The sequence below is a fragment of the Kitasatospora sp. NPDC002965 genome (genome assembly GCF_040611255.1).
Classification (GTDB): Bacteria; Actinomycetota; Actinomycetes; order Streptomycetales; family Streptomycetaceae; genus Kitasatospora.
In genome coordinates this window covers 1-18,293 of sequence record NZ_JBEXNT010000165.1, presented here as the reverse complement: position 1 = coordinate 18,293, position 18,293 = coordinate 1, and the positions used below count along the sequence as shown (strand labels likewise).

General features: G+C 73.8%; 17 protein-coding genes. 9 read left to right on the top strand and 8 right to left on the bottom strand.

Annotated elements, in window-relative coordinates; all coding sequences use genetic code 11:
- Both ABZY91_RS37365 and ABZY91_RS37360 read right to left on the bottom strand, forming a co-directional pair.
- Positions 1–1,255: helicase-related protein (locus ABZY91_RS37365; protein ID WP_355408125.1), on the bottom strand; the 1,255-nt coding region annotated here is incomplete at its 3' end.
- A 17-nt stretch (positions 1,256–1,272) separates the two neighbouring features.
- On the bottom strand, positions 1,273–2,235 hold the full coding sequence (locus ABZY91_RS37360) for a class I SAM-dependent methyltransferase (protein ID WP_355408123.1): 963 nt from the start codon (positions 2,233–2,235) through the stop codon (positions 1,273–1,275).
- Between the two features lie 414 nt (positions 2,236–2,649).
- Between ABZY91_RS37360 and rpsA the strand changes: the two genes are divergently transcribed.
- Entirely contained in the window at positions 2,650–4,140 is a 1,491-nt protein-coding gene (rpsA, locus tag ABZY91_RS37355) for a 30S ribosomal protein S1 (RefSeq protein WP_329879195.1), read from the top strand.
- Between the two features lie 249 nt (positions 4,141–4,389).
- A complete protein-coding gene (locus tag ABZY91_RS37350; RefSeq protein WP_355408121.1) occupies positions 4,390–6,711 on the top strand; it encodes an MMPL family transporter in 2,322 nt (773 codons plus the stop codon).
- A gap of 29 nt (positions 6,712–6,740) precedes the next feature.
- On the opposite strand, the gene ABZY91_RS37345 is transcribed toward ABZY91_RS37350, so the two are convergent.
- Together ABZY91_RS37345 and ABZY91_RS37340 are read right to left on the bottom strand one after the other, a co-directional pair.
- Entirely contained in the window at positions 6,741–7,559 is an 819-nt protein-coding gene (locus ABZY91_RS37345) for an ABC transporter permease (RefSeq protein ID WP_355408119.1), read from the bottom strand.
- Positions 7,556–8,596: an ATP-binding cassette domain-containing protein gene (locus tag ABZY91_RS37340; protein WP_355408117.1), complete on the bottom strand. Its 1,041-nt coding sequence runs from the start codon at positions 8,594–8,596 to the stop codon at positions 7,556–7,558. Before ABZY91_RS37340 ends, ABZY91_RS37345 begins: the two co-directional genes overlap by 4 nt.
- A gap of 83 nt (positions 8,597–8,679) precedes the next feature.
- Here ABZY91_RS37340 and ABZY91_RS37335 point away from each other — a divergent pair, with 83 nt between their 5' ends.
- From ABZY91_RS37335 to ABZY91_RS37325, 3 genes are all read left to right on the top strand, one after another.
- Positions 8,680–9,321, top strand: coding sequence for an MBL fold metallo-hydrolase (locus tag ABZY91_RS37335; RefSeq protein ID WP_329879191.1), 642 nt, complete (start codon positions 8,680–8,682; stop codon positions 9,319–9,321).
- Positions 9,322–9,404: 83 nt separating this feature from the next.
- A complete protein-coding gene (gene coaE, locus ABZY91_RS37330; protein ID WP_355408114.1) occupies positions 9,405–10,001 on the top strand; it encodes a dephospho-CoA kinase in 597 nt (198 codons plus the stop codon).
- Positions 10,002–10,076: 75 nt separating this feature from the next.
- Positions 10,077–10,610: a GNAT family N-acetyltransferase gene (locus ABZY91_RS37325; RefSeq protein WP_355408112.1), complete on the top strand. Its 534-nt coding sequence runs from the start codon at positions 10,077–10,079 to the stop codon at positions 10,608–10,610.
- An 81-nt stretch (positions 10,611–10,691) separates the two neighbouring features.
- Here the strand turns inward: ABZY91_RS37325 and ABZY91_RS37320 are convergent, their stop codons facing one another.
- Both ABZY91_RS37320 and ABZY91_RS37315 read right to left on the bottom strand, forming a co-directional pair.
- The gene (locus ABZY91_RS37320) at positions 10,692–11,369 is read right to left on the bottom strand and encodes an HD domain-containing protein (RefSeq protein WP_355408110.1); all 678 of its coding nucleotides are present in this window, start codon (positions 11,367–11,369) and stop codon (positions 10,692–10,694) included.
- Positions 11,366–12,106, bottom strand: coding sequence for a hypothetical protein (locus ABZY91_RS37315; RefSeq protein ID WP_329952093.1), 741 nt, complete (start codon positions 12,104–12,106; stop codon positions 11,366–11,368). The genes ABZY91_RS37320 and ABZY91_RS37315 overlap by 4 nt, the downstream gene beginning before the upstream one ends.
- Positions 12,107–12,183: 77 nt before the next feature.
- On the opposite strand from ABZY91_RS37315, the gene ABZY91_RS37310 reads away from it, so the two are divergent.
- Positions 12,184–13,089, top strand: a complete 906-nt coding sequence (locus ABZY91_RS37310; protein WP_329879186.1) for a LysR family transcriptional regulator — start codon at positions 12,184–12,186, stop codon at positions 13,087–13,089.
- Between the two features lie 76 nt (positions 13,090–13,165).
- Here ABZY91_RS37310 and ABZY91_RS37305 read toward each other — a convergent pair whose 3' ends face one another.
- Entirely contained in the window at positions 13,166–13,582 is a 417-nt protein-coding gene (locus tag ABZY91_RS37305) for a hypothetical protein (RefSeq protein WP_355408107.1), read from the bottom strand.
- 414 nt (positions 13,583–13,996) lie between these two features.
- Between ABZY91_RS37305 and ABZY91_RS37300 the strand changes: the two genes are divergently transcribed.
- Positions 13,997–14,665, top strand: coding sequence for a DUF4097 family beta strand repeat-containing protein (locus tag ABZY91_RS37300; protein WP_355408105.1), 669 nt, complete (start codon positions 13,997–13,999; stop codon positions 14,663–14,665).
- Between the two features lie 147 nt (positions 14,666–14,812).
- Positions 14,813–15,610 (top strand): alpha/beta fold hydrolase, encoded by a 798-nt coding sequence (locus ABZY91_RS37295; RefSeq protein ID WP_355408103.1) that lies wholly within the window; start codon positions 14,813–14,815, stop codon positions 15,608–15,610.
- A 114-nt stretch (positions 15,611–15,724) separates the two neighbouring features.
- On the opposite strand, the gene ABZY91_RS37290 is transcribed toward ABZY91_RS37295, so the two are convergent.
- Positions 15,725–17,389, bottom strand: coding sequence for an alpha/beta hydrolase (locus ABZY91_RS37290; protein ID WP_355408101.1), 1,665 nt, complete (start codon positions 17,387–17,389; stop codon positions 15,725–15,727).
- A 294-nt stretch (positions 17,390–17,683) separates the two neighbouring features.
- Here ABZY91_RS37290 and ABZY91_RS37285 point away from each other — a divergent pair, with 294 nt between their 5' ends.
- Positions 17,684–18,154: an SsgA family sporulation/cell division regulator gene (locus tag ABZY91_RS37285; protein ID WP_355408099.1), complete on the top strand. Its 471-nt coding sequence runs from the start codon at positions 17,684–17,686 to the stop codon at positions 18,152–18,154.
- The last annotated feature ends 139 nt before the right edge of the window (positions 18,155–18,293 follow it).

The window sequence follows — 18,293 nt, the reverse complement described above, 5'->3', positions numbered from 1 at the left end:
CGTCGGCGTCGACCGCGCCGAGGGCCTGCAGGGTCTGCCGGGCGGCGGCCATCGCCCCGGCGGGCGGGGCGTCGGGCAGGGCGAGCCCGGTGGCGTCCGGATCGCCCCAGCAGGCGGCCTGGAGGGCGAACGGGGTGAGGTCGGCGAGGGCGATCTCGGGGGTGGGGAAGCGTGCGGCGAGGGCGTCCTCGGCCTCGGCCCAGCAGCGGTAGACGGTGCCGGGGGCCTCGCGGCCGGCGCGGCCGGCGCGCTGGCGGGCGGCGGCGAGCGAGGCGCGGACGGTGACCAGGGCGGCGAGCCCGCGCGCGTGGTCGGTGCGCGGTTCGCGGGCCAGCCCGGCGTCCACCACGATCCGCACGCCGGGCACGGTGAGGGAGGACTCGGCGACGGCGGTGGCGAGCACGACCCGGCGCCGGTCGCCGGCGGCCAGCGCCGCGTCCTGCACGGGCTGCGGGGCGCGGCCGTGGAGTTGGAGCACCTCGGCGGGCGCGCCGTCGAGCAGCCCGGCGACCCGGGCGATCTCGCCGACGCCGGGCAGGAAGCAGAGCACGTCGCCGTCCTTCTCGGCGAGTGCGCGGCGGACGGTGGCGGCGACGTGGTCGAGCAGCGCGAAGTCGACCCGGGTGCCGTGGGCGGGGCGGACGGCCCGTGGGGGCGGGGCCCAGACCGTCTCGACGGGGTGCGAGACGCCGTGCGCCTCGACGACGGGGGCGTCGTCCAGCAGCCGGGCCCAGGCCCCGGTGTCGGAGGTCGCGGAGGCGCAGACGATCCGCAGCTCGGGGCGGAGCGCGGCCCGGACGTCGAGCAGGAAGGCGAGCGCGGTGTCGGCGTCGAGATGGCGTTCGTGGCACTCGTCGAGGACGACGACGTCGACGCCGGGCAGTTCCTGGTCACGTTGGAGCCGCTGGAGCAGCACGCCGGTGGTGACCACCTCGACCACCGTCCGGGGGCCGACCCGGCGGTCGCCGCGCACGGTGTACCCGACGGTCTCGCCGACGGCGGAACCGAGCAGCCAGGCCATCCGGCGGGCGGCGGCCCGGACGGCGAGCCGTCGCGGTTCGGCGACCAGGACCCGGCGGGCGGGCGGTGCGGCGGCCTCCCCGGTGTCGACGAGCCCGGCGAGGGCGAGCGGCACCAGGGTGGTCTTGCCGGTGCCGGGCGGGGCCGCGAGCACCGCGGCGCCGTGGCCGTCGAGGGCGCGGTGGAGGGAGGGCAGGGCGGTACGGACGGGCAGTTCGCGCCAGGCGGGGTTCATCGGCCGCGCGGTCCCGGTCAGCCGCGCTCGGCGACGAAGATCGCCGTGCCGGGGATCAGCCGTCCGCGCAGCGGCGACCAGCCGCCCCACTCCTGCTCGTGCGTGTCCGGCCACTCCGGCTCGACCAGGTCGAGCAGCCGGAAGCCGGCGGCGACCAGTTCGCGGACCCGGTCGCCGAGCGTGCGGTGGTGCTCGACGTAGGTGGCGCGGCCCTGCTCGTCCTGTTCGACGTACGGGGTGCGGTCGAAGTACGGGGAGACGGCGGTCAGGCCCTCGACGCCGGGCTCGTCGGGGAAGGCCCAGCGGATCGGGTGGGTCACCGAGAAGACCCAGCGGCCGCCGGGCCGGAGCACCCGGTGGACCTCGCGCATCAGGGCGGCGGTGTCGGCGCTGAACGGGACGGCGCCGTAGGCGGAGCAGGCGAGGTCGAAGGAGGCGTCGGCGAACGGCAGGACGGCGGCGTCGGCCTGGACGACGGGGACCGGCGCGGTGCCGCGGGAGAGGTCGATCCGCAGCGAGTGCTGGAGCTGGCGGTACGAGATGTCGAGGGCGACGGGGCGGGCGCCGCGGCCGGCCAGCCAGCGTGAGCACTGGGCGGCGCCGGCGCCGAGTTCCAGGACGGTGCGGCCGGCCACGTCGCCGAGCAGGCGGGCGTCCGCCTCGTCCAGGCCCTCGGGGCACCAGGTGAACCGGTCGTCGCCGAGGAACGCGCCGTGCTCGTCCTGGTACTCGTCGGCGTTGCGGTCCCACCAGTGCCGGCTGGCCCGGCTGCTCTCGCCGGTGCCGGCGGAGCGCCTTACCGCGTCGTCGCCGTCCTCGTCAAGATCGTCCGCGTCGGAGTCGGGGCCGGGGCCGTCGAGGTCGTCGAGGTCGTCGAGGTCGTCGAGTTCGTGGAGACCGTCCGGGCCGGGTCCGGCGGCGTGGCGGACGGGCTCGGGCAGCTCGGGGCGGGGGGTGGCGGTCACGGTGACAAGGCCCATCGCGTAGGGTGTGATTCTGCGGAAGCGCCGCTGCCGCGAACCGGCCCGTAAGGGTCTGGGTCCCGGCGGTGGCATCCGGGGAAGGACTCCCTGCGGCCGCCACCCATGAGGTGCGCAATCGGAGGATATGGCCTGTTCCGTGCCGGGCTCCACCGTCTTGACGCCCTTGGCGTTGACCGTGCCTGGCCGTCCCCGTATGCTACAAGTTGCGCTGCGGGCCTGCGCGCCTCAGACGGAGCAGGTCGCGCTCGCATCTGTCGAAGACCCCACGGTCGCAAGACGGACGCCGATCTCCCGTTCTCGGGTTTTCCGGTGCGCCGTGTTCTTGGCTGTCCGGCTTTCGGTGGGAGCGATACGGGCCCTCCGCGTGGCATTACCTACGACTTTCATGTCCGCACCGGAGCCCTTTTCCTAATGACGAGCCCCACCGACTCCTCCCTCAGCACCACCCCGCAGGTCGCGCTCAACGACATCGGCGACGCCGAGGCGTTCCTGGCCGCGATCGACGAGACCATCAAGTACTTCAACGATGGCGACATCGTCGAGGGCGTCATCGTGAAGGTCGACCGTGACGAGGTCCTCCTCGACATCGGTTACAAGACCGAGGGCGTCATCCCGTCCCGCGAGCTGTCGATCAAGCACGACGTCGACCCGCACGAGGTCGTCGCCGTCGGCGACAACATCGAGGCCCTGGTTCTCCAGAAGGAGGACAAGGAGGGTCGTCTCATCCTGTCCAAGAAGCGCGCTCAGTACGAGCGTGCCTGGGGCACGATCGAGAAGATCAAGGAAGAGGACGGGATCGTCACCGGTACCGTCATCGAGGTCGTCAAGGGTGGTCTCATCCTCGACATCGGCCTCCGCGGCTTCCTCCCCGCCTCGCTCGTCGAGATGCGCCGCGTCCGCGACCTCCAGCCCTACGTGGGCAAGGAGCTCGAGGCCAAGATCATCGAGCTGGACAAGAACCGCAACAACGTGGTCCTGTCCCGCCGTGCCTGGCTGGAGCAGACCCAGAGCGAGGTCCGCCAGACCTTCCTCACCACCCTGCAGAAGGGCCAGGTGCGCTCCGGCGTCGTCTCCTCGATCGTCAACTTCGGTGCCTTCGTGGACCTGGGTGGCGTCGACGGCCTGGTCCACGTCTCCGAGCTGTCCTGGAAGCACATCGACCACCCGTCCGAGGTTGTCGAGGTCGGCCAGGAGGTCACCGTCGAGGTTCTCGACGTGGACATGGACCGCGAGCGCGTCTCCCTGTCGCTGAAGGCGACCCAGGAGGACCCGTGGCAGCAGTTCGCCCGTACCCACCAGATCGGCCAGGTCGTTCCGGGTAAGGTCACGAAGCTGGTTCCGTTCGGTGCGTTCGTCCGCGTGGACGAGGGCATCGAGGGTCTGGTCCACATCTCCGAGCTGGCCGAGCGCCACGTGGAGATCCCGGAGCAGGTCGTCCAGGTCGGCGACGAGATCTTCGTCAAGGTCATCGACATCGACCTGGAGCGTCGTCGCATCAGCCTGTCGCTCAAGCAGGCCAACGAGGCGCTGGGTGCCAACCCGGCCGAGGTCGAGTTCGACCCGACCCTGTACGGCATGGCCGCCTCGTACGACGACCAGGGCAACTACATCTACCCGGAGGGCTTCGACCCCGAGGCGAACGACTGGCTGTCCGGCTTCGAGAAGCAGCGCGAGGAGTGGGAGCGGCAGTACGCCGAGGCCCAGACCCGCTTCGAGCAGCACCAGGCCCAGGTCATCAAGAGCCGCGAGGCCGACGCGGAGGCCGCTGCCGAGGGTGGCGACGCCGTCGCCGCTGCGGCCGGTGGCTCCTACTCGTCCAGCAGCGACGAGGGCTCCGGCGCTCTCGCCTCGGACGAGGCCCTGGCCGCCCTGCGCGAGAAGCTGGCCGGCGGCCAGAGCTGAAGCTCTGATCCTGCCGCTGGTTCTCACTAGCGCATAGCGTCACCGACGAACCCCACCCGGTCTCCGGGTGGGGTTCGTCGCTTTTCCGGCGGCGCACGGGGGTGCCGTTTATTTGTTCCTTATGTGAAGGAATTTTGTGATGAGGGGCTCATCAGACCGCTATGGGTGATTCGGGACCAAGGCCCTACCTTGGGATGAGTTGCCCGACGGGTCGCTCACCCGGCCCCACACGCTAGGCACCCCCCGCACATGCGCCGTAGCACCGCAGTGACTCCCGCCTTCCGTACGGCCGCCGACCCCAGGGTCGACGGGCGTCTTGCCGCCCTCGGCCGGTTCTGCTTCCGGCACCGGCGCTGGGTACTCGGTTTCTGGGCGGTCATCCTGGTCATAGGCGTGCTGATCGGCGGGCGGGTCTTCGAGGGTTCGGTGGCCGGCGCCTCCTCGGCGAGCTCGGAGGCCGACCGCGGCGGCGCGGTGGTCACCGCCGCCGACCCGGCCAGGGGCACCGTCACCGCCGTGGTGGACGGGAAGCCCGTGGACGACCCGGCCGTCCGGGACGCCGTCACCCGCGCCACCGCCGAGATCGCCGTCCTCCCCGGGGTCTCCTCGGCCGTCGACGCCTACGGCTCCGGCCCGGGCGCCGCCGCGCTGCGCTCGGCCGACGGCACGGCGAGCCTGGTCTCGGTGCGGATGGCCGACACCAGCACCGCCGCACAGACCACCGCCGTCACCCAGCGCCTCGCGGCCGTCCGGGCCGACGGTGCCGAGGTGACCGTCGGCGGGGACCTCGTGCTCCAGGACGAGGTCAAGAAGCAGACCGAGAAGGACACCCGGTTCGGCGAGATCGTCACCCTGCCGGTCACCCTGGTCGTGATGGTGCTGGTCTTCGGCGGCCTCGCCGCCGCCAGCCTCCCGGTGATCGGCGCGGTCGCCTCGGTGGGCGGTGCCCTGCTGGCCATGTTCGGCTTCAGCAAGATCATGGACATCGACACCAGCGTGCTGCCGATCGCCACCGTGCTCGGCCTCGGTCTGTCCATCGACTACGCGCTGCTCATGGTGAATCGTTTCCGCGAGGAACGCGGGCACGGAGCGTCGATCGCCGCCGCCGTCGAACGGACCGCGGCCACCGCCGGCCGGACCGTCGCCTTCTCCGGACTGACCGTCGCCGTGGCCCTCGCCGGCCTCTTCGTCTTCACCAGCCCCGTGCTCGGGGCCGTCGCCGCCGCGGGCGTGAGCGTGGTGGTGATCGCCGTCGCCGCCGCCCTCACCCTGATCCCCGCACTGCTCGGCTTCGCCGGCCGCCGGATCAAGACACCCACCACGCCCGTCCCCGACGAGGGCTTCTTCAGCCGCACCGTTCGTCGGGTCCGCAAGCGCGCGGTCCCCGTCGCCCTCGCCTGCACCGCGCTGCTGATGGCCGCCGGGGCCCCCTTCCTCCACGCCGACATGCGCAACTCCGGCGCCGCGGTGCTGCCGCACTCCTCGGCCGGCCGCCAGGTCGCCGACACCGTCGACCAGCGCTTCCCGCAGGCTTCGCCCGCTCCGGTCACCGTCGTCGTCGAGGGTGGCGCACCGATCGCCCAGGCGTACGCGGACGACGTGGTGGCGAGGATCCCCGGTGTCAGCGGCGTGCGGGCGGTGACGCCGGTGAGCGACACGGTCTCCACCATCGACGTGCTGGTGCACGGAGACCCCCAGGGCGGACAGGCCAAGCAGGTGGTCGAGGAGCTGCGCGCCGACCGGGGCGGGCTCACCACCCACGTCACCGGCGGCGCCGCCTCGGTGGTCGACTTCCGGCACGAACTGCTCACCCGGGGCCCGATCGCGCTCGGCCTGGTCGCGCTGGGCACGCTGATCCTGCTCTTCCTGATGACCGGCTCGGTGGTGATGCCGGTCAAGGCCCTCCTGATGAACCTGCTCTCGCTGGGCGCCTCGCTCGGCGCGCTCACCCTGGTCTTCCAGGACGGCTGGTTCAGCGGACTGCTCGGCTTCAGCCCCACCGGGGGTCTGGAGACGTTCATCCCGGTGCTGGTCTTCGCGTTCGCCTTCGGGCTCTCGATGGACTACGAGGTCTTCCTGCTGGCCCGGATCAAGGAGCTGCGTGACAAGGGCCACAGCTGTACCCGGGCCGTGGAGCTCGGCGTCCAGCGCAGCGGTCGGATCATCACCTCGGCGGCGCTGCTGATGGTGATCGTCTTCGCCGGCTTCGCCCTCGGCGACATGCTGATGGTCAAGCAGATGGGCATCGCGCTGGCCGTCGCCGTGGCGGTGGACGCCACCCTGGTCCGCTGCCTGCTCGTCCCCGCCACGATGAGCTTCTTCGGCGAGTTCAACTGGTGGGCCCCGGCTCCGCTGCGCCGCCTGCACGACCGGTTCGGGCTGAGCGAGCACGTCGACCTGCCCGCCATCGAGTCGGCCGTCCTGCCTGCGCCGCGCGGCACGTCCGCGCCCGCGGCAGAGGCCACGCCGGCGTCGGCGACCGAGGCCGAGGCCGCGCCCGAGGCCGAGCCCGCGCCCGAGGCCGCGCCCGAGCCCGCGGTCGAACCGGGCCTGGCGCCGGTCGGTTCCTAGGGCGTCCGGCGGGCGCGCGGCGGGCGCGCTCAACTGCGCGCGCGGTAGGCGCGCATCGACAGCGGGACGAACACCGCCGCGATGCCCGCCGCCCAGACGAGCGACCAGAGCACCGGCCCGGCCACCGGCCCGCCGGTGAGCAGCCCTCGGAAGGCGTCCGCCAGATGGGTGACCGGATTCACGTTCACCCAGGCCTGGAGCCAGCCCGGCATGGTGTCGACCTGGACGAAGGCGCTGCTGGTGAAGGTGAGCGGGAAGATCAGCACGAACGCGAAGACCTGGACCTTCTCGGCGTCGCCCGCCAGCATCCCGATCAGGACGGCGCCCCAGGAGAACGCGCCCGTGAAGACGAGCAGCAGCGCCGCCGCCGCGACGAGCCCGGGGATCCCCTCGGTCAGGTCGAACCCCATCAGCGTGCCCAGGCCGATCATCAGCAGCATCGCCCAGAGCTGCTTGCACAGGTCGGCGGCGATCCGCCCGAGCAGCGGCGCCGAGCGGGCGATCGGCAGGCTGCGCAGCCGGTCGAAGACGCCCTTGGTCAGGTCGGAGTTGAGCGACATGGCCGTGTACATGGTGGTGAAGAGGGCGTTCTGGCAGATGATCCCGGCCAGCGCGTACTGCAGGTACGCCTGCGGGGAGCCGGCCATCTGGCCGCCCAGGACGTAGGTGAACAGCAGCACGAACATGATCGGCGTGACGCTGAAGTCGACCAGTTCCAGGGGGTTGTGCTTGACGGAGACCAGGCTGCGCCAGGCCATGGTGGCGGTCTGCTGGAGCGCGGCGAGGGGCCGGACCCGGCCGGATCCGGGGGAGGGGGAGGCGGCCCGGTCGGTGAGGACGGCGGTCATGACGGCCTCCCGGCCTGCTCGTAGGAGTCGTTGCGGCCGGTGTCCCCCGGCCCTGCGTCCGGCCGGCCGTCGCCCTGCTCGGCGTCCCCGGTGGGGGAGGACGCGGGTTCGGCCCGGTGCCCGGTGAGGGCGAGGAAGACCTCGTCCAGGCTGGAGCGGCGCAGTGCCAGCTCGCCGACGGCGATCCCGGCGGCGTCCAGCCGGCGGACCACGGCGGGCATCAGCTCGGGGTCGTTGACCGGCGCCGTGACGGCCCCGCCCTCGATCCGGGTCTGCGGGCCGGCCGCCTCGCCGATCAGGGCGTGGGCCCGGTCGAGGTCGTCCGGGCGGACCGGGCGCAGTTCCAGCACCTGGCCGCCGGTGCGGTCCTTCAGCTCGTCCGGGGTGCCGCCGGCGATCACCCGGCCCTTGTCGATGACGACGATCTCGTCGGCGAGCCGGTCCGCCTCGTCGAGGTACTGGGTGGTGAGCAGTGCGGTGACCCCCTCGGAGACCAGGCCGCGCAGCAGCTCCCACACCTCGCCGCGGCTGTGCGGGTCGAGGCCGGTGGTCGGCTCGTCGAGGAAGAGGATGCGGGGCCGGCCGACCAGGCTCGCGGCGAGGTCGAGTCGGCGGCGCATGCCTCCGGAGTAGCCCTTGGCGGCGCGCCCGGCCGCGTCGCCGAGCCGGAAGCGTTCGAGCAGTTCGGCCGCCCGGGCGCGGGCCTCCGGGCGGCTCAGGCCGAGCAGGCGCCCGATCATCAGCAGGTTCTCGGTGCCGCTGAGGTTCTCGTCGACGGCGGCGTACTGGCCGGTGAGCCCGAGCAGGGCGCGGACCCGGCCGGCCTCGCGGACCACGTCGTGCCCGCCGACCAGCGCGCGTCCGCCGTCGGGACGCAGCAGGGTGGCGAAGATCCGGACGGCGGTGGTCTTGCCGGCACCGTTGGGGCCGAGCAGGCCGAGGACGGTGCCGGATCTGGCGACCAGGTCGACGCCCGCCAGCGCCTGGGTCTCCTTGAACCGTTTGACCAGGCCTTCCGCCCGGATTGCGTCGGTCATGGCCGGACCTCCCGACTTGTGGGTGTGCGTCCGGGTGAGGGCGCACACCCTTCCAGGGTCGGTCAGGTCGTACTGTTCTGCCCATGCGACTGACCAAGTTCGGGCACGCCTGTGTACGTCTGGAGCACGAGGGGGCGGCCGTCGTCGTCGACCCGGGATCGTTCACCGATCCGGCCGCGGTGGTGGGGGCGGACGCGGTGCTGATCACCCACGAGCACGTGGACCACTTCGAGGAGGCCCGGCTGAGGGCGGCGCTGGAGGCGGATCCGGCGCTGCGGGTCTGGACGAACGCGGCGGTGGCGCGGCAGCTGGACGGCGTGGCGTCGAGGGTCACGGTGGTGGGGGAGGGCGACGCGTTCGAGGTCGGCGGGATCGGGGTGAGCGTGCACGGCGAGTGGCACGCGGTGATCCATCCGGAGATCCCCCGGATCGGGAACGTCGGCTTCCTCTTCGACGGCCGGGTCTTCCACCCGGGGGACGCGCTGACCGTGCCGCCGCACCCGGTGGAGACGCTGCTGCTGCCGTTCGCCGCGCCGTGGACCAAGGTCGGCGAGCTGATCGACTACGTCCGGGAGACCGGGGCCCCGCGGGTGGTGCCGGTGCACGACGCGCTGCTCAGCCCGGCGGGGCTGGCGGTGCACACCCGCCTGGTGGGGGCGGGCGGGCCGGGGACGGGCGCGGAGCTTCGCACGCTGGGCGAGGGGGAGAGCGCGGACCTGGGGTGAGGCGTCGCCGGTACCCGTCGGACGGCAACGGCTCCCCGGCTCGTACTTGCCAGAGGGCACGGACGCGCCGGTAGCCTGGCGCCATGCTGAAGATCGGACTGACGGGCGGCATCGGCGCCGGCAAGAGCGAGGTGTCGCGGCTGCTGGCCGCCCACGGCGCGGTGATCGTGGACTCCGACGTGATCGCCCGCGAGGTGGTCGCCCCCGGGACGGACGGACTCAGGGCCGTGGCCGCCGAGTTCGGCGCGGGCGTGCTGGCGGCGGACGGTTCGCTGGACCGGCCGGCGCTCGGGGCGATCGTCTTCGCCGACCCGGAGCGGCTCGCGGCGCTGAACGCGATCGTCCATCCGCTGGTGCGGGCGCGGTCGGCGGAGCTGGAGGCGGCCGCCTCCCCGGACGCGGTGGTGGTGCACGACGTCCCGCTCCTCGCCGAGAACGGCCTCGCCCCGCTCTACGACCTGGTGATCGTGGTCGATGCGGAGGACGGTGTGCGGATCGACCGGCTGGTCCGCCTGCGCGGCATGGCCGAGGAGGAGGCGCGGGCCCGGATGGCGGCCCAGGCGGGCCGGGCCGACCGGCTGGCGATCGCCGACGTCGTGATCGACAACAGCGGCCCGCTGACGGACCTGGCTCCGAGGGTCGCTGACGTCTGGTCGGAACTGAAGGCGCGTCACGCCTGACTTCTGACTGAATCTGACCGGATCTGATCGAATCCGATCTGGTCAGACCGTCGGTGCGGCGCAGATCATGGAGTAATGGCTGATCACATAGCTCCGACGGTCGTCACCCTCGACCGGTACGGCCCGCCCGAACAGGCCGAGATCCTCGGCGACGGCCCCGACCCGTACGGGGTCGCGGACACCGGGCTCACCTGGCTGCCCAAGGAGGTCCACTTCGGCGTACGGGCGGTGGAGGACGGCCGACTCGTCGCCCACACCGGGCTGCTCCGGCTGCCGCTGACGGTGGGCGGCGTGGACCTGGAGGTGATGGGTGTCGGCGGGGTCGCCGTCGCCGCCGAGCTGCGGGGGCGGGGCCTGGCGCGCGCGGTGGTCGGCGCGGCCCTGAACCACGCGCGGACGCTGGGCCACCGCCGTGCGTTGCTGTTCTGCCGGCCGCCGCTGGTCCCGGTCTACCGGCGGCTCGGCTGGCGGGAGCTGCTGGCGGACGTCCACGTGGAGCAGCCCGAAGGGCGGGTCGCCCTCATGCCGCTGCGGACCATGTGGACCCCGCTGGCCGCGGGGACCGAGTGGCCGGAGGGGCCGGTCCGGCTGCGCTCGCTGCCGATGTGACCCGGGCGACCGGTGCGGCCCGGGCAGGCGGTGCGGCCGGTGTGTCAGCGCGCCGGGCCGCGTCCGGCCGGGGCCGGTGGCTCACTCGGGCCAGTCGGAGCCCTCGATCACGTCGACGAAGTCGGTCCGCTCGAACCCCGGGCTGAACCGGGCCAGCACGTCGGCCTTGACGTTCCCGAACGCCGTCTCCGGCTTGGGCGCGATGCCCTCGTGGAAGGCGCGCAGGATGCCGCGCTTGAAGTCCGGCCGGGGGTGGGCGGCGACCACCGCGTCCCGGGCCCCGGCGGGCAGGTCGTGGTAGCCGATGCCGAGCACGTCCAGCTCCACACCGGCCGTGGTGAGCGCGATCTCCGGCTCCAGGTACTCCGGAACACCGGGCGTGGTGTGCAGGGCGATCGCCCCCCAGACCAGCCGGACCCGCTGTTCCGGCACCTGGTGGGCGCGGAGGAAGGCGGCGGCCGCCTCGGCGCCGTCGACCTCGAACCGGCGGCCGGACGAGCGGTGCTCGGGAGCGAGGCCGACGTCGTGGAACATCGCGGCGAGGTAGAGCAGCTCGGGGTCGAAGGCGAGCCCGCGGCGGTGGCCCTGGAGGGCGCCGAACAGGTAGACCCGGCGCGAGTGGTGGTAGAGCAGCTCGGTGGAGGTGTCCCGGACGAGCTCGGTGGCCTCGGCGGCGAGCCGGCTGTCGGGGATCGCCACCCCGGCGATCTCGGTGGCGCCGGTGGTGTGGTCGGCGCTGCCGGTGGGGTCGGTGGTCATGCGTTCGCTCCTTCGGTCCGGGGGGTGGCGGCGTGGCCGACGGCGGCGGTGGCCAGGGCCCGGATCATCGGGTGGACCTGGGTGCCGTCCCCGGCCAGCTCGGGCTGGAACAGCGAGGCGAGGAAGAACGGGTGTTCGTGCCCGGGCAGTTCGAGGATCCGCAGCTCGCCCGAGTCGTCCACGCCGCTGAACCGCAGCCCGTGCGTGCGCAGCTGCTCCAGGTAGGCGTCGTTCAGCCCGTACGCGCAGTGGTACCGCTCCAGGGTGCGGGTGGTGCCGAGGACGCGCTCGGCGAGCGAGCCGGACGTGATGTGCACGGCGCCCTCGTGTCCGACCAGGGAACAGGTGAGCGGCACGATCACCTGATCCTCCTCCTCCGGGTGGCTCTCGCCGTGCGCGGCGGAGCCGAGGCCGCAGACGTCGCGCGCGTACTCCAGCACGGCGTGCTGGAAGCCGGCGCAGGTGCCGAGGAAGGGGATGCGGTGCTCGCGGGCGGTGCGGACGGCGGCCACCGCGCCCGCCTCGCTGCGGTACGGGCTGCCGGGCAGCAGCCAGATCGCGTCGAAGCCGTCGAGGGCGCCGGGGGCCACGGCGTCCTCGGTGGGGATCCAGTAGGCGTCCAGCACGAGCTGCTCGCGGGTGGCGAGCACGTCGAGCAGCCCGGGGATCCGGGCGTGCGAGCGGACGGCGGGGGAGCGGTCGCCGACCAGGGCGAGCCGGGGGGTGCGGTAGGTCATGCGGCTATCCTGACCCGCGTTGCCACATCAGTGCCAACGATGATTCCTTACCCGTCGATCAGAAGGACTGATACCAGGTGGACCCGCAGCAGCTGCGCACCTTCGTCACGGTGGTCCGGCTGGGCTCCTTCTCCGAGGCCGCCCGCGAGCTCGGCTACACGCAGTCCGCCGTCTCCCAGCAGATCGCCGCGCTGGAGGCGGATCTCGGGGCCGCCGTGCTCGCCCGCCGCCCGGTCGCCCCGACCGAGGCCGGCGCGCGGCTGTTGGAGCACGCCGCCTCCCTGCTGCTACGGCTGGATGCGGCGCGCGCGGACGTCGCACGCCTGGTCGGCGCTCCGAGCGCCCGCCTGGTGGTCGGAGCGACCCCGCTGGCGATCGGCGCGGTCCTGGGGGGCGCGCTCGCCGACGTACGCCGGGCGTACCCGCGGACGGATCTGACGGTCCGGGTGGTCGCCCAGGACGCGCTGCCCGCCGAGGTGGCCACCGGCGCGGTGGACCTCGCCCTGATCGACGGCCCGGCCGCCCCCAGCGATCCGCTCCCGCTGCCCGACGTCGGCCCGCTGCGCACCGTCGCGGTCGCCGAGCAGCCGCTCGCCGTCGCCCTGCCGACCGGCCATCCGCTGGCCGGTCGGCCCGGCCTCTCGCTCGCCGACCTGTCCGCCGCCCGCTGGCTGGACGCCCCCGGCCTGGCGCCGACCGGCGCCCGGCTGCGGGCGGCGACCGCCGTCGACGGCTTCCGTCCCGCCGCCCGCTACCTCGGGACCGACGTCCGCGGTCTGCTCGCCCTGGTCGCCGCCGGTCACGGCCTCGCCGTCCTTCCCGCGTCGGTCCTGGACGGCGCCCCGGGCGTGGTGGCCGTGCCCGTCCGCGCGCCGCGGCTGGTGCACCGCACGGAGCTGGTCCACGGCAGCCTGCCGGAGGGTCCGGCGGCCGAGCTGGCCCGACTGCTCGGCGGTGCGCAGGTCCGAGAGCGCGGGGCCTGACGGCGTAAGAGCGTGACGGCGTGAGAGCGTGACGGCGGGGGGCGCGGTGAGCGGCGGCGCGGTGGATCCCGTCGTCTCACCCGACGACGGCGGCTCCCGGACAGCACGGGCCGGGGTTCTCGTAGCAGACGTACCCCAGGCAGCCGAGGCAGACGGAGATGTTCTCCAGTCGCCAACTCCGGCCGTGGCAGGAGCAGGTGGCGCGTTCGCGGAGCAACGCGTCCCAGCCGGCGGTGCCGCCGTTCGCCGCGAAGGCGGCGGTGACGTAGGAGTCCGTGGCCGGGTCGTCCGGTGCGTCCGTGTCGGTGCCGGGGCGGGCGGTGCCCAGATGCCAGCAGTACAGGGCGAGCAGGGCCCGCCCGTCCACCAGGCGGTAGGCCGCCCGGCCGTCGTCCTCCCAGGCCCGGACCAGCCCCGCGACCCGTTCGGCGAACGGCCGCGAGGGGTCGAGCAGGGCCAGGTTTCCTTGCGGTGGTCGCGAGTTGGCGCTCATGGCGGTACCCCTTTCCGGGGCCCACGGTAGGGCGTGCCGGGCGGGGGCCGGTCACCGGGGTGGGAGATGGCGATCTCCGCAGGGTGGGGCGGTCGGCCGGCCGCCGGGGTGCCTGCCGGCGCTCCCGCCGGGCGGTCCCGCCGGGCGCTCCCGCCGGGCGCTCCCGCCGGGCGGTCCCGCCCCCGGGCGCCGCAGCCCCCCGCCGGGGCCGTCGGGGCCCTCGGCGTGGCGTTCACGCCCAATTCATTGCAACGAATGGAGGGTGGTCGTTGCTTTCGCTGCCAGGACTCTTGCAACGATTAATTGCCTTTGACCTGCGATGATTAATGTTCTGCGCAATGAGCTTGTTGCCGCGACTTGGAAAGCAACGTAGCTTTTCCGTTGTCAGAAACAACGAGCCGAAGGACAGGCACCATGCAGAAGTTCGACACCCCCGCCCCGGTCTCCGCCCTCCTCGACATCCCCGCGGGGCGCATCCGGTTCATCGCCGCCGACCGCGCCGACACCGTGGTCGAGATCCTCCCCGCGGACCCCTCGAAGAGCCGCGACGTGAAGGCCGCGGAGCAGACCGCGGTCGAGTACCGCGACGGCGTCCTGCGGATCGAGGCCGCGCCGGCGAAGAACCAGTTCTTCGGCCCCTCCGGGTCCGTCGAGGTGACCGTCCGGCTGCCCGCCGGCTCCCGGGTCGACGCCAAGGCCGCCGACGCCGAACTCCGGGGCGTCGGACGGCTCGGCGACGTCGCCTTCGAGGGCGCGCGGGCCGCGGTCAAGCTCGACGAGACCGCCGGAGCCCGCCTCACCCTGCAGGCCGGCGACGTCTCGGTCGGCCGCCTCGGCGGCCCCGCGCAGATCAGCACCCAGAAGGGTGACCTCCGCATCGCCGAGGCCCACCGCGGCACCGTCACCCTGCGCACCGAGTACGGCGGGATCGAGGTCGGCGCCGCGCGCGGCGTCTCCGCCTCCCTGGACGCCGGGACCGGCTACGGCCGGATCCACAACGCGCTCCGGAACACCGGTGGCACCGTCGACCTGGCCATCCACGCGACCACCGCCCACGGCGACATCACCGCCCACAGCCTCTGATCGGCACGCCCCCACCGTTCGCGCCTCCACGGGCCTCCCGCTCCACGGCTTTCCCGCTCCACGGCTTTCCCGCTCCACCCCCTGCGGCGCCATCGCCGTCCACCACCACCGCCGATCCGTTCCGACCCCGGAAAGAAGAGACGAGCAATGACCACGATCCTCAAGGAATCCGTGTGGACCGGCACGGTGTCGGTCGACGACACCGCCCTGGCCGTGACCGACACCGGCTGGTCCGGCCGCCCCGTCGTCTACCTCAACGGCTCCTACGCCGACCAGTCGCACTGGCGCCGCGTCATCGCCGAACTCGGCGGCGACTTCCGCCACATCACCTACGACGAGCGCGCCCGGGGCGGGTCGGAGCGTTCGGCGGACTACTCCTTCGAAGCGTGCCTGCGTGACGTCGACGCCGTCCTCGAAGCGAGGGGCGTGGAGCGGCCGATCCTGGTGGGCTGGTCCTACGGTGCGATGATCGCGATGCACTGGGCCGCCCGGAACCCGGACCGTGTCGCGGGGGTGGTGCCGGTGGACGGCGCCCTGCCGCACGAGTGGCTCGACGACGCCGCCCGGGAGCAGATCCGGAAGCTCTTCCGCCGGATGAGCCCGCTGTTCCCGGTCGCCCGCCGGATCGGCATGGCCGCGCGGATGAGGGCCGCGCAGCACGCCGAGATCAACATCGAGGCCAACGAGCTCTGCGCGCCCGCCGCCCTCGACCCGGTCTTCGAGCGCGCGACCGCGCAGGTGCGGTACGTGCTCGCCACGGGCGGGAACCTGGGCGGCGAAGCGAAGTTGATGGAGCAGATCCGCTCGAACCTCGACCCGGTGCTCGCCCGTCGCCCCAACATCCGCGTCAGTGCGAAGGTCGCGAGCAACCACTCCAAGATCCTGCGCAACGACTTCCGGGCCGTCGCCGACGCGGTGCGCGAGCTGGCCGCGTCGGCCGCCTGAACGACGGCGCGGACCCGCCGGTCCGCCGAGAAGCACCGGGAAGCTCCGAGAAGCACCGGGAGCACAGGGGAACACAGGGGAGCACCGGGAGTGCCCACGGGTGCCGCAGGAGGGCTACCGGCAGACGGTGCCGTCGGCCGGGACCTCGTCGGCGAGCAGGTACCCGTCGACCGCCCGCTTCAGGCAGGGGTTGCCGGTGTCGTAGCCTCCGTGGCCCTGGCCCTCCAGCGTGATGCCGATGCCGACGCCCGCGCCGAGTTCGCGGGCCATCGCCCGCGCGCCCTCGTACGGGGTGGCAGGGTCGCCGGTGTTGCCGACGACGAGGATCGGGGCCGAGCCCGGGGCGGACACCTCGGGGTGGTCGGACCGTCCGGGCACCGGCCAGCCCGTGCAGCCGATCAGGCCCCAGGCGGTGAACTCGCCGAACACCGGCGAGGCCCGGCGGAACTCCGGCAGCCCGGACCGGACGTCGGCGTCGCTGTAGCGCTGCTTGTCGTCGGCGCAGGAGATGGCCCGGTTGGCGGCGGCGGAATTGTTGTAGCGGCCCTGGGCGTCGCGGCCGAGGTAGGCGTCGGCGAGTGCCAGGAGGGTGGTGCCGGTGCCCCCCTGCATGGCCTCCTGGAGGCCCACGGCCAGGGCGTTCCACGTCTGTTGGCTGTACAGGGCGGCGGCGATGCCGGTGACGGCGAGGTCCTGGGTGAGCCGTCGGCCGTCGTCGGTGGGCAGCGGTGCGCCGTCGAGGCTGCGGAGCAGGCCGGTGATCCGCCCGGTCCCCTCGGCTCCGCCCCCACCGGTCGGACAGGACGTGCCGGCCTGGGCGGCGCAGGCCTTCATGAAGTTCTCCAGGGCGAGTTGGAAGCCCTTGGCCTGGCCGAGCGAGGACTGCGCCGGGTCCTTGGTCGGGTCGACCACGGCGTCCATCACCAGGTGTCCGACGTTCTGCGGGTACAGGTGTGCGTAGACGCCGCCCAGTTCGGTGCCGTAGCTGAGTCCGAAGTAGTGCGTCTTCGGGTCGCCGAGCACCTGGCGCAGGAGGTCCAGGTCGCGGGCGGCGGAGACGGTGTCGACGAACGGCAGGACGGGGCCCGAGTTCTGCTCGCAGGCGGCGGTGTAGCGGGCGTTGGACGCGTCCAGGGCCGTGACCTCGTCGTCGGTGTCGGGGGTGCCGTCGACGCCGGCGAGGGCGTCCGTGGCCCGGTCGTCGAGGCAGGTCACGCCCGCGCTGTTGCCGACCCCGCGCGGGTCGAAACTCACCAGGTCGTAGCGGGTGTTGAGGTCGGCGTAGTCCTTCGCGGCGGCGGGCAGCGTGGTGATGCCGGAGCCGCCGGGGCCGCCGAAGTTGTAGATCAGGGAGCCGATCCGGGGTTGCGGGCCGGTGGCCTTGGCGCGGATCAGCGCGAGGTCGACGGTCCGGCCGTCCGGGGCGGTGTGGTCGAGCGGGGCTTTCAGGGTGGCGCACTCCCAGGGGGTGCCCGGGGCGGGGCCGCTGCCCTCGGCGACGGACGGGGCCGGGCAGGTCTGCCAGGTGAGCTGCTGGCCGGTGAGCGCGGCGGGCAGGGGCGGGACGGTGGCCGGCGGGGTGGCCGGTGGGGTCGAGCCGCTCGCGGCGGCCGGAGGCGTCGTGGCGGTGGTCGGGGCGGGCGACGTGGCCGGCGGGGAGGCCGGCGAGGCCGGGCCGGACGAGCCGGCGTCGGAGGGACCGCTCCCGCAGGAGGCCGTCGGGGCGAGCAGCGCCGCGGCCAGGCCCAGCGCGCCGGCCGCGCGTACGACAGGGTGCATGGGGGTTCCGTTCCTGGACCGGCGGGTGGGGGGCGTGCCCGGTCCGGTGAGCGCCTCGTCCGGAGCGCCTTGCGTCGTGGCGTCAGCCTAGGTGCGGGGGCGGAGCCCCGCCCGTCGGGCGGCGGACCGATCCCTCGTGCAGGGTGGGTTGCCGAAGTCGATGTGGCTCGTTGTTCCTGCCGTGAGCCCTGACTTCCCCGCCCGTCGCGGCGCCCTTGAAGAAACGATTCTGCGCGCCCGCCCTGCGGTAGGCGCCCGTCCAGCCGTCACCCGGCTTCCCGTCCGGGGGCGGTCATGACGTACGAGACCCCGCGCGTCCCCGACCAGCGTGCCGCCGAGGAGGGCTGCGCGACGGCCCTCGACCTCCGGGTGGTCGTCTGCCCCGGCCTGACCCTCTCCGTCCCCGCGCGGCTGCGCTACCGCACCGCCGATCCCTATGCCGTCTTCCTGGACAACCACACCGACCTGGCCACGCCGATCACCTGGGTCTTCGCCCGAGAACTCCTCGCGGCCGGTCTGCACGACCGGGCCGGCATCGGCAGCGTCTCCGTGCGCCCCGGTGGCGGCGAACGGTCCGGGACCGTCCTCATCACCCTCACCGGCGAGGGCAGCAGTGTCGTCCTGAGTGCCCAGGCCGAACGGGTCAGGGCCTTCCTCGCCCGGACCGAGAGCCTCGTGCCCTCCGGCCGGGAACCCGCCCACCTCGACCTGGACGGTCTGCTCCGCCGCCTCTGCGACGGCGGAGCCGCCTCCCCGGGGCCGTGAGCGGGTGCCGCCGGGGCCGTCCCCCCGGGGGGAGGGCCCTGGGGACCTCGAAGGCCGCCCCGCGGTGCCCGGTCGCCACGGCCGGCACCGGCGCGGCCCCGCGCCGGGCGGCGGCGGCGGGGGCGGGGGGGCGGGCGGC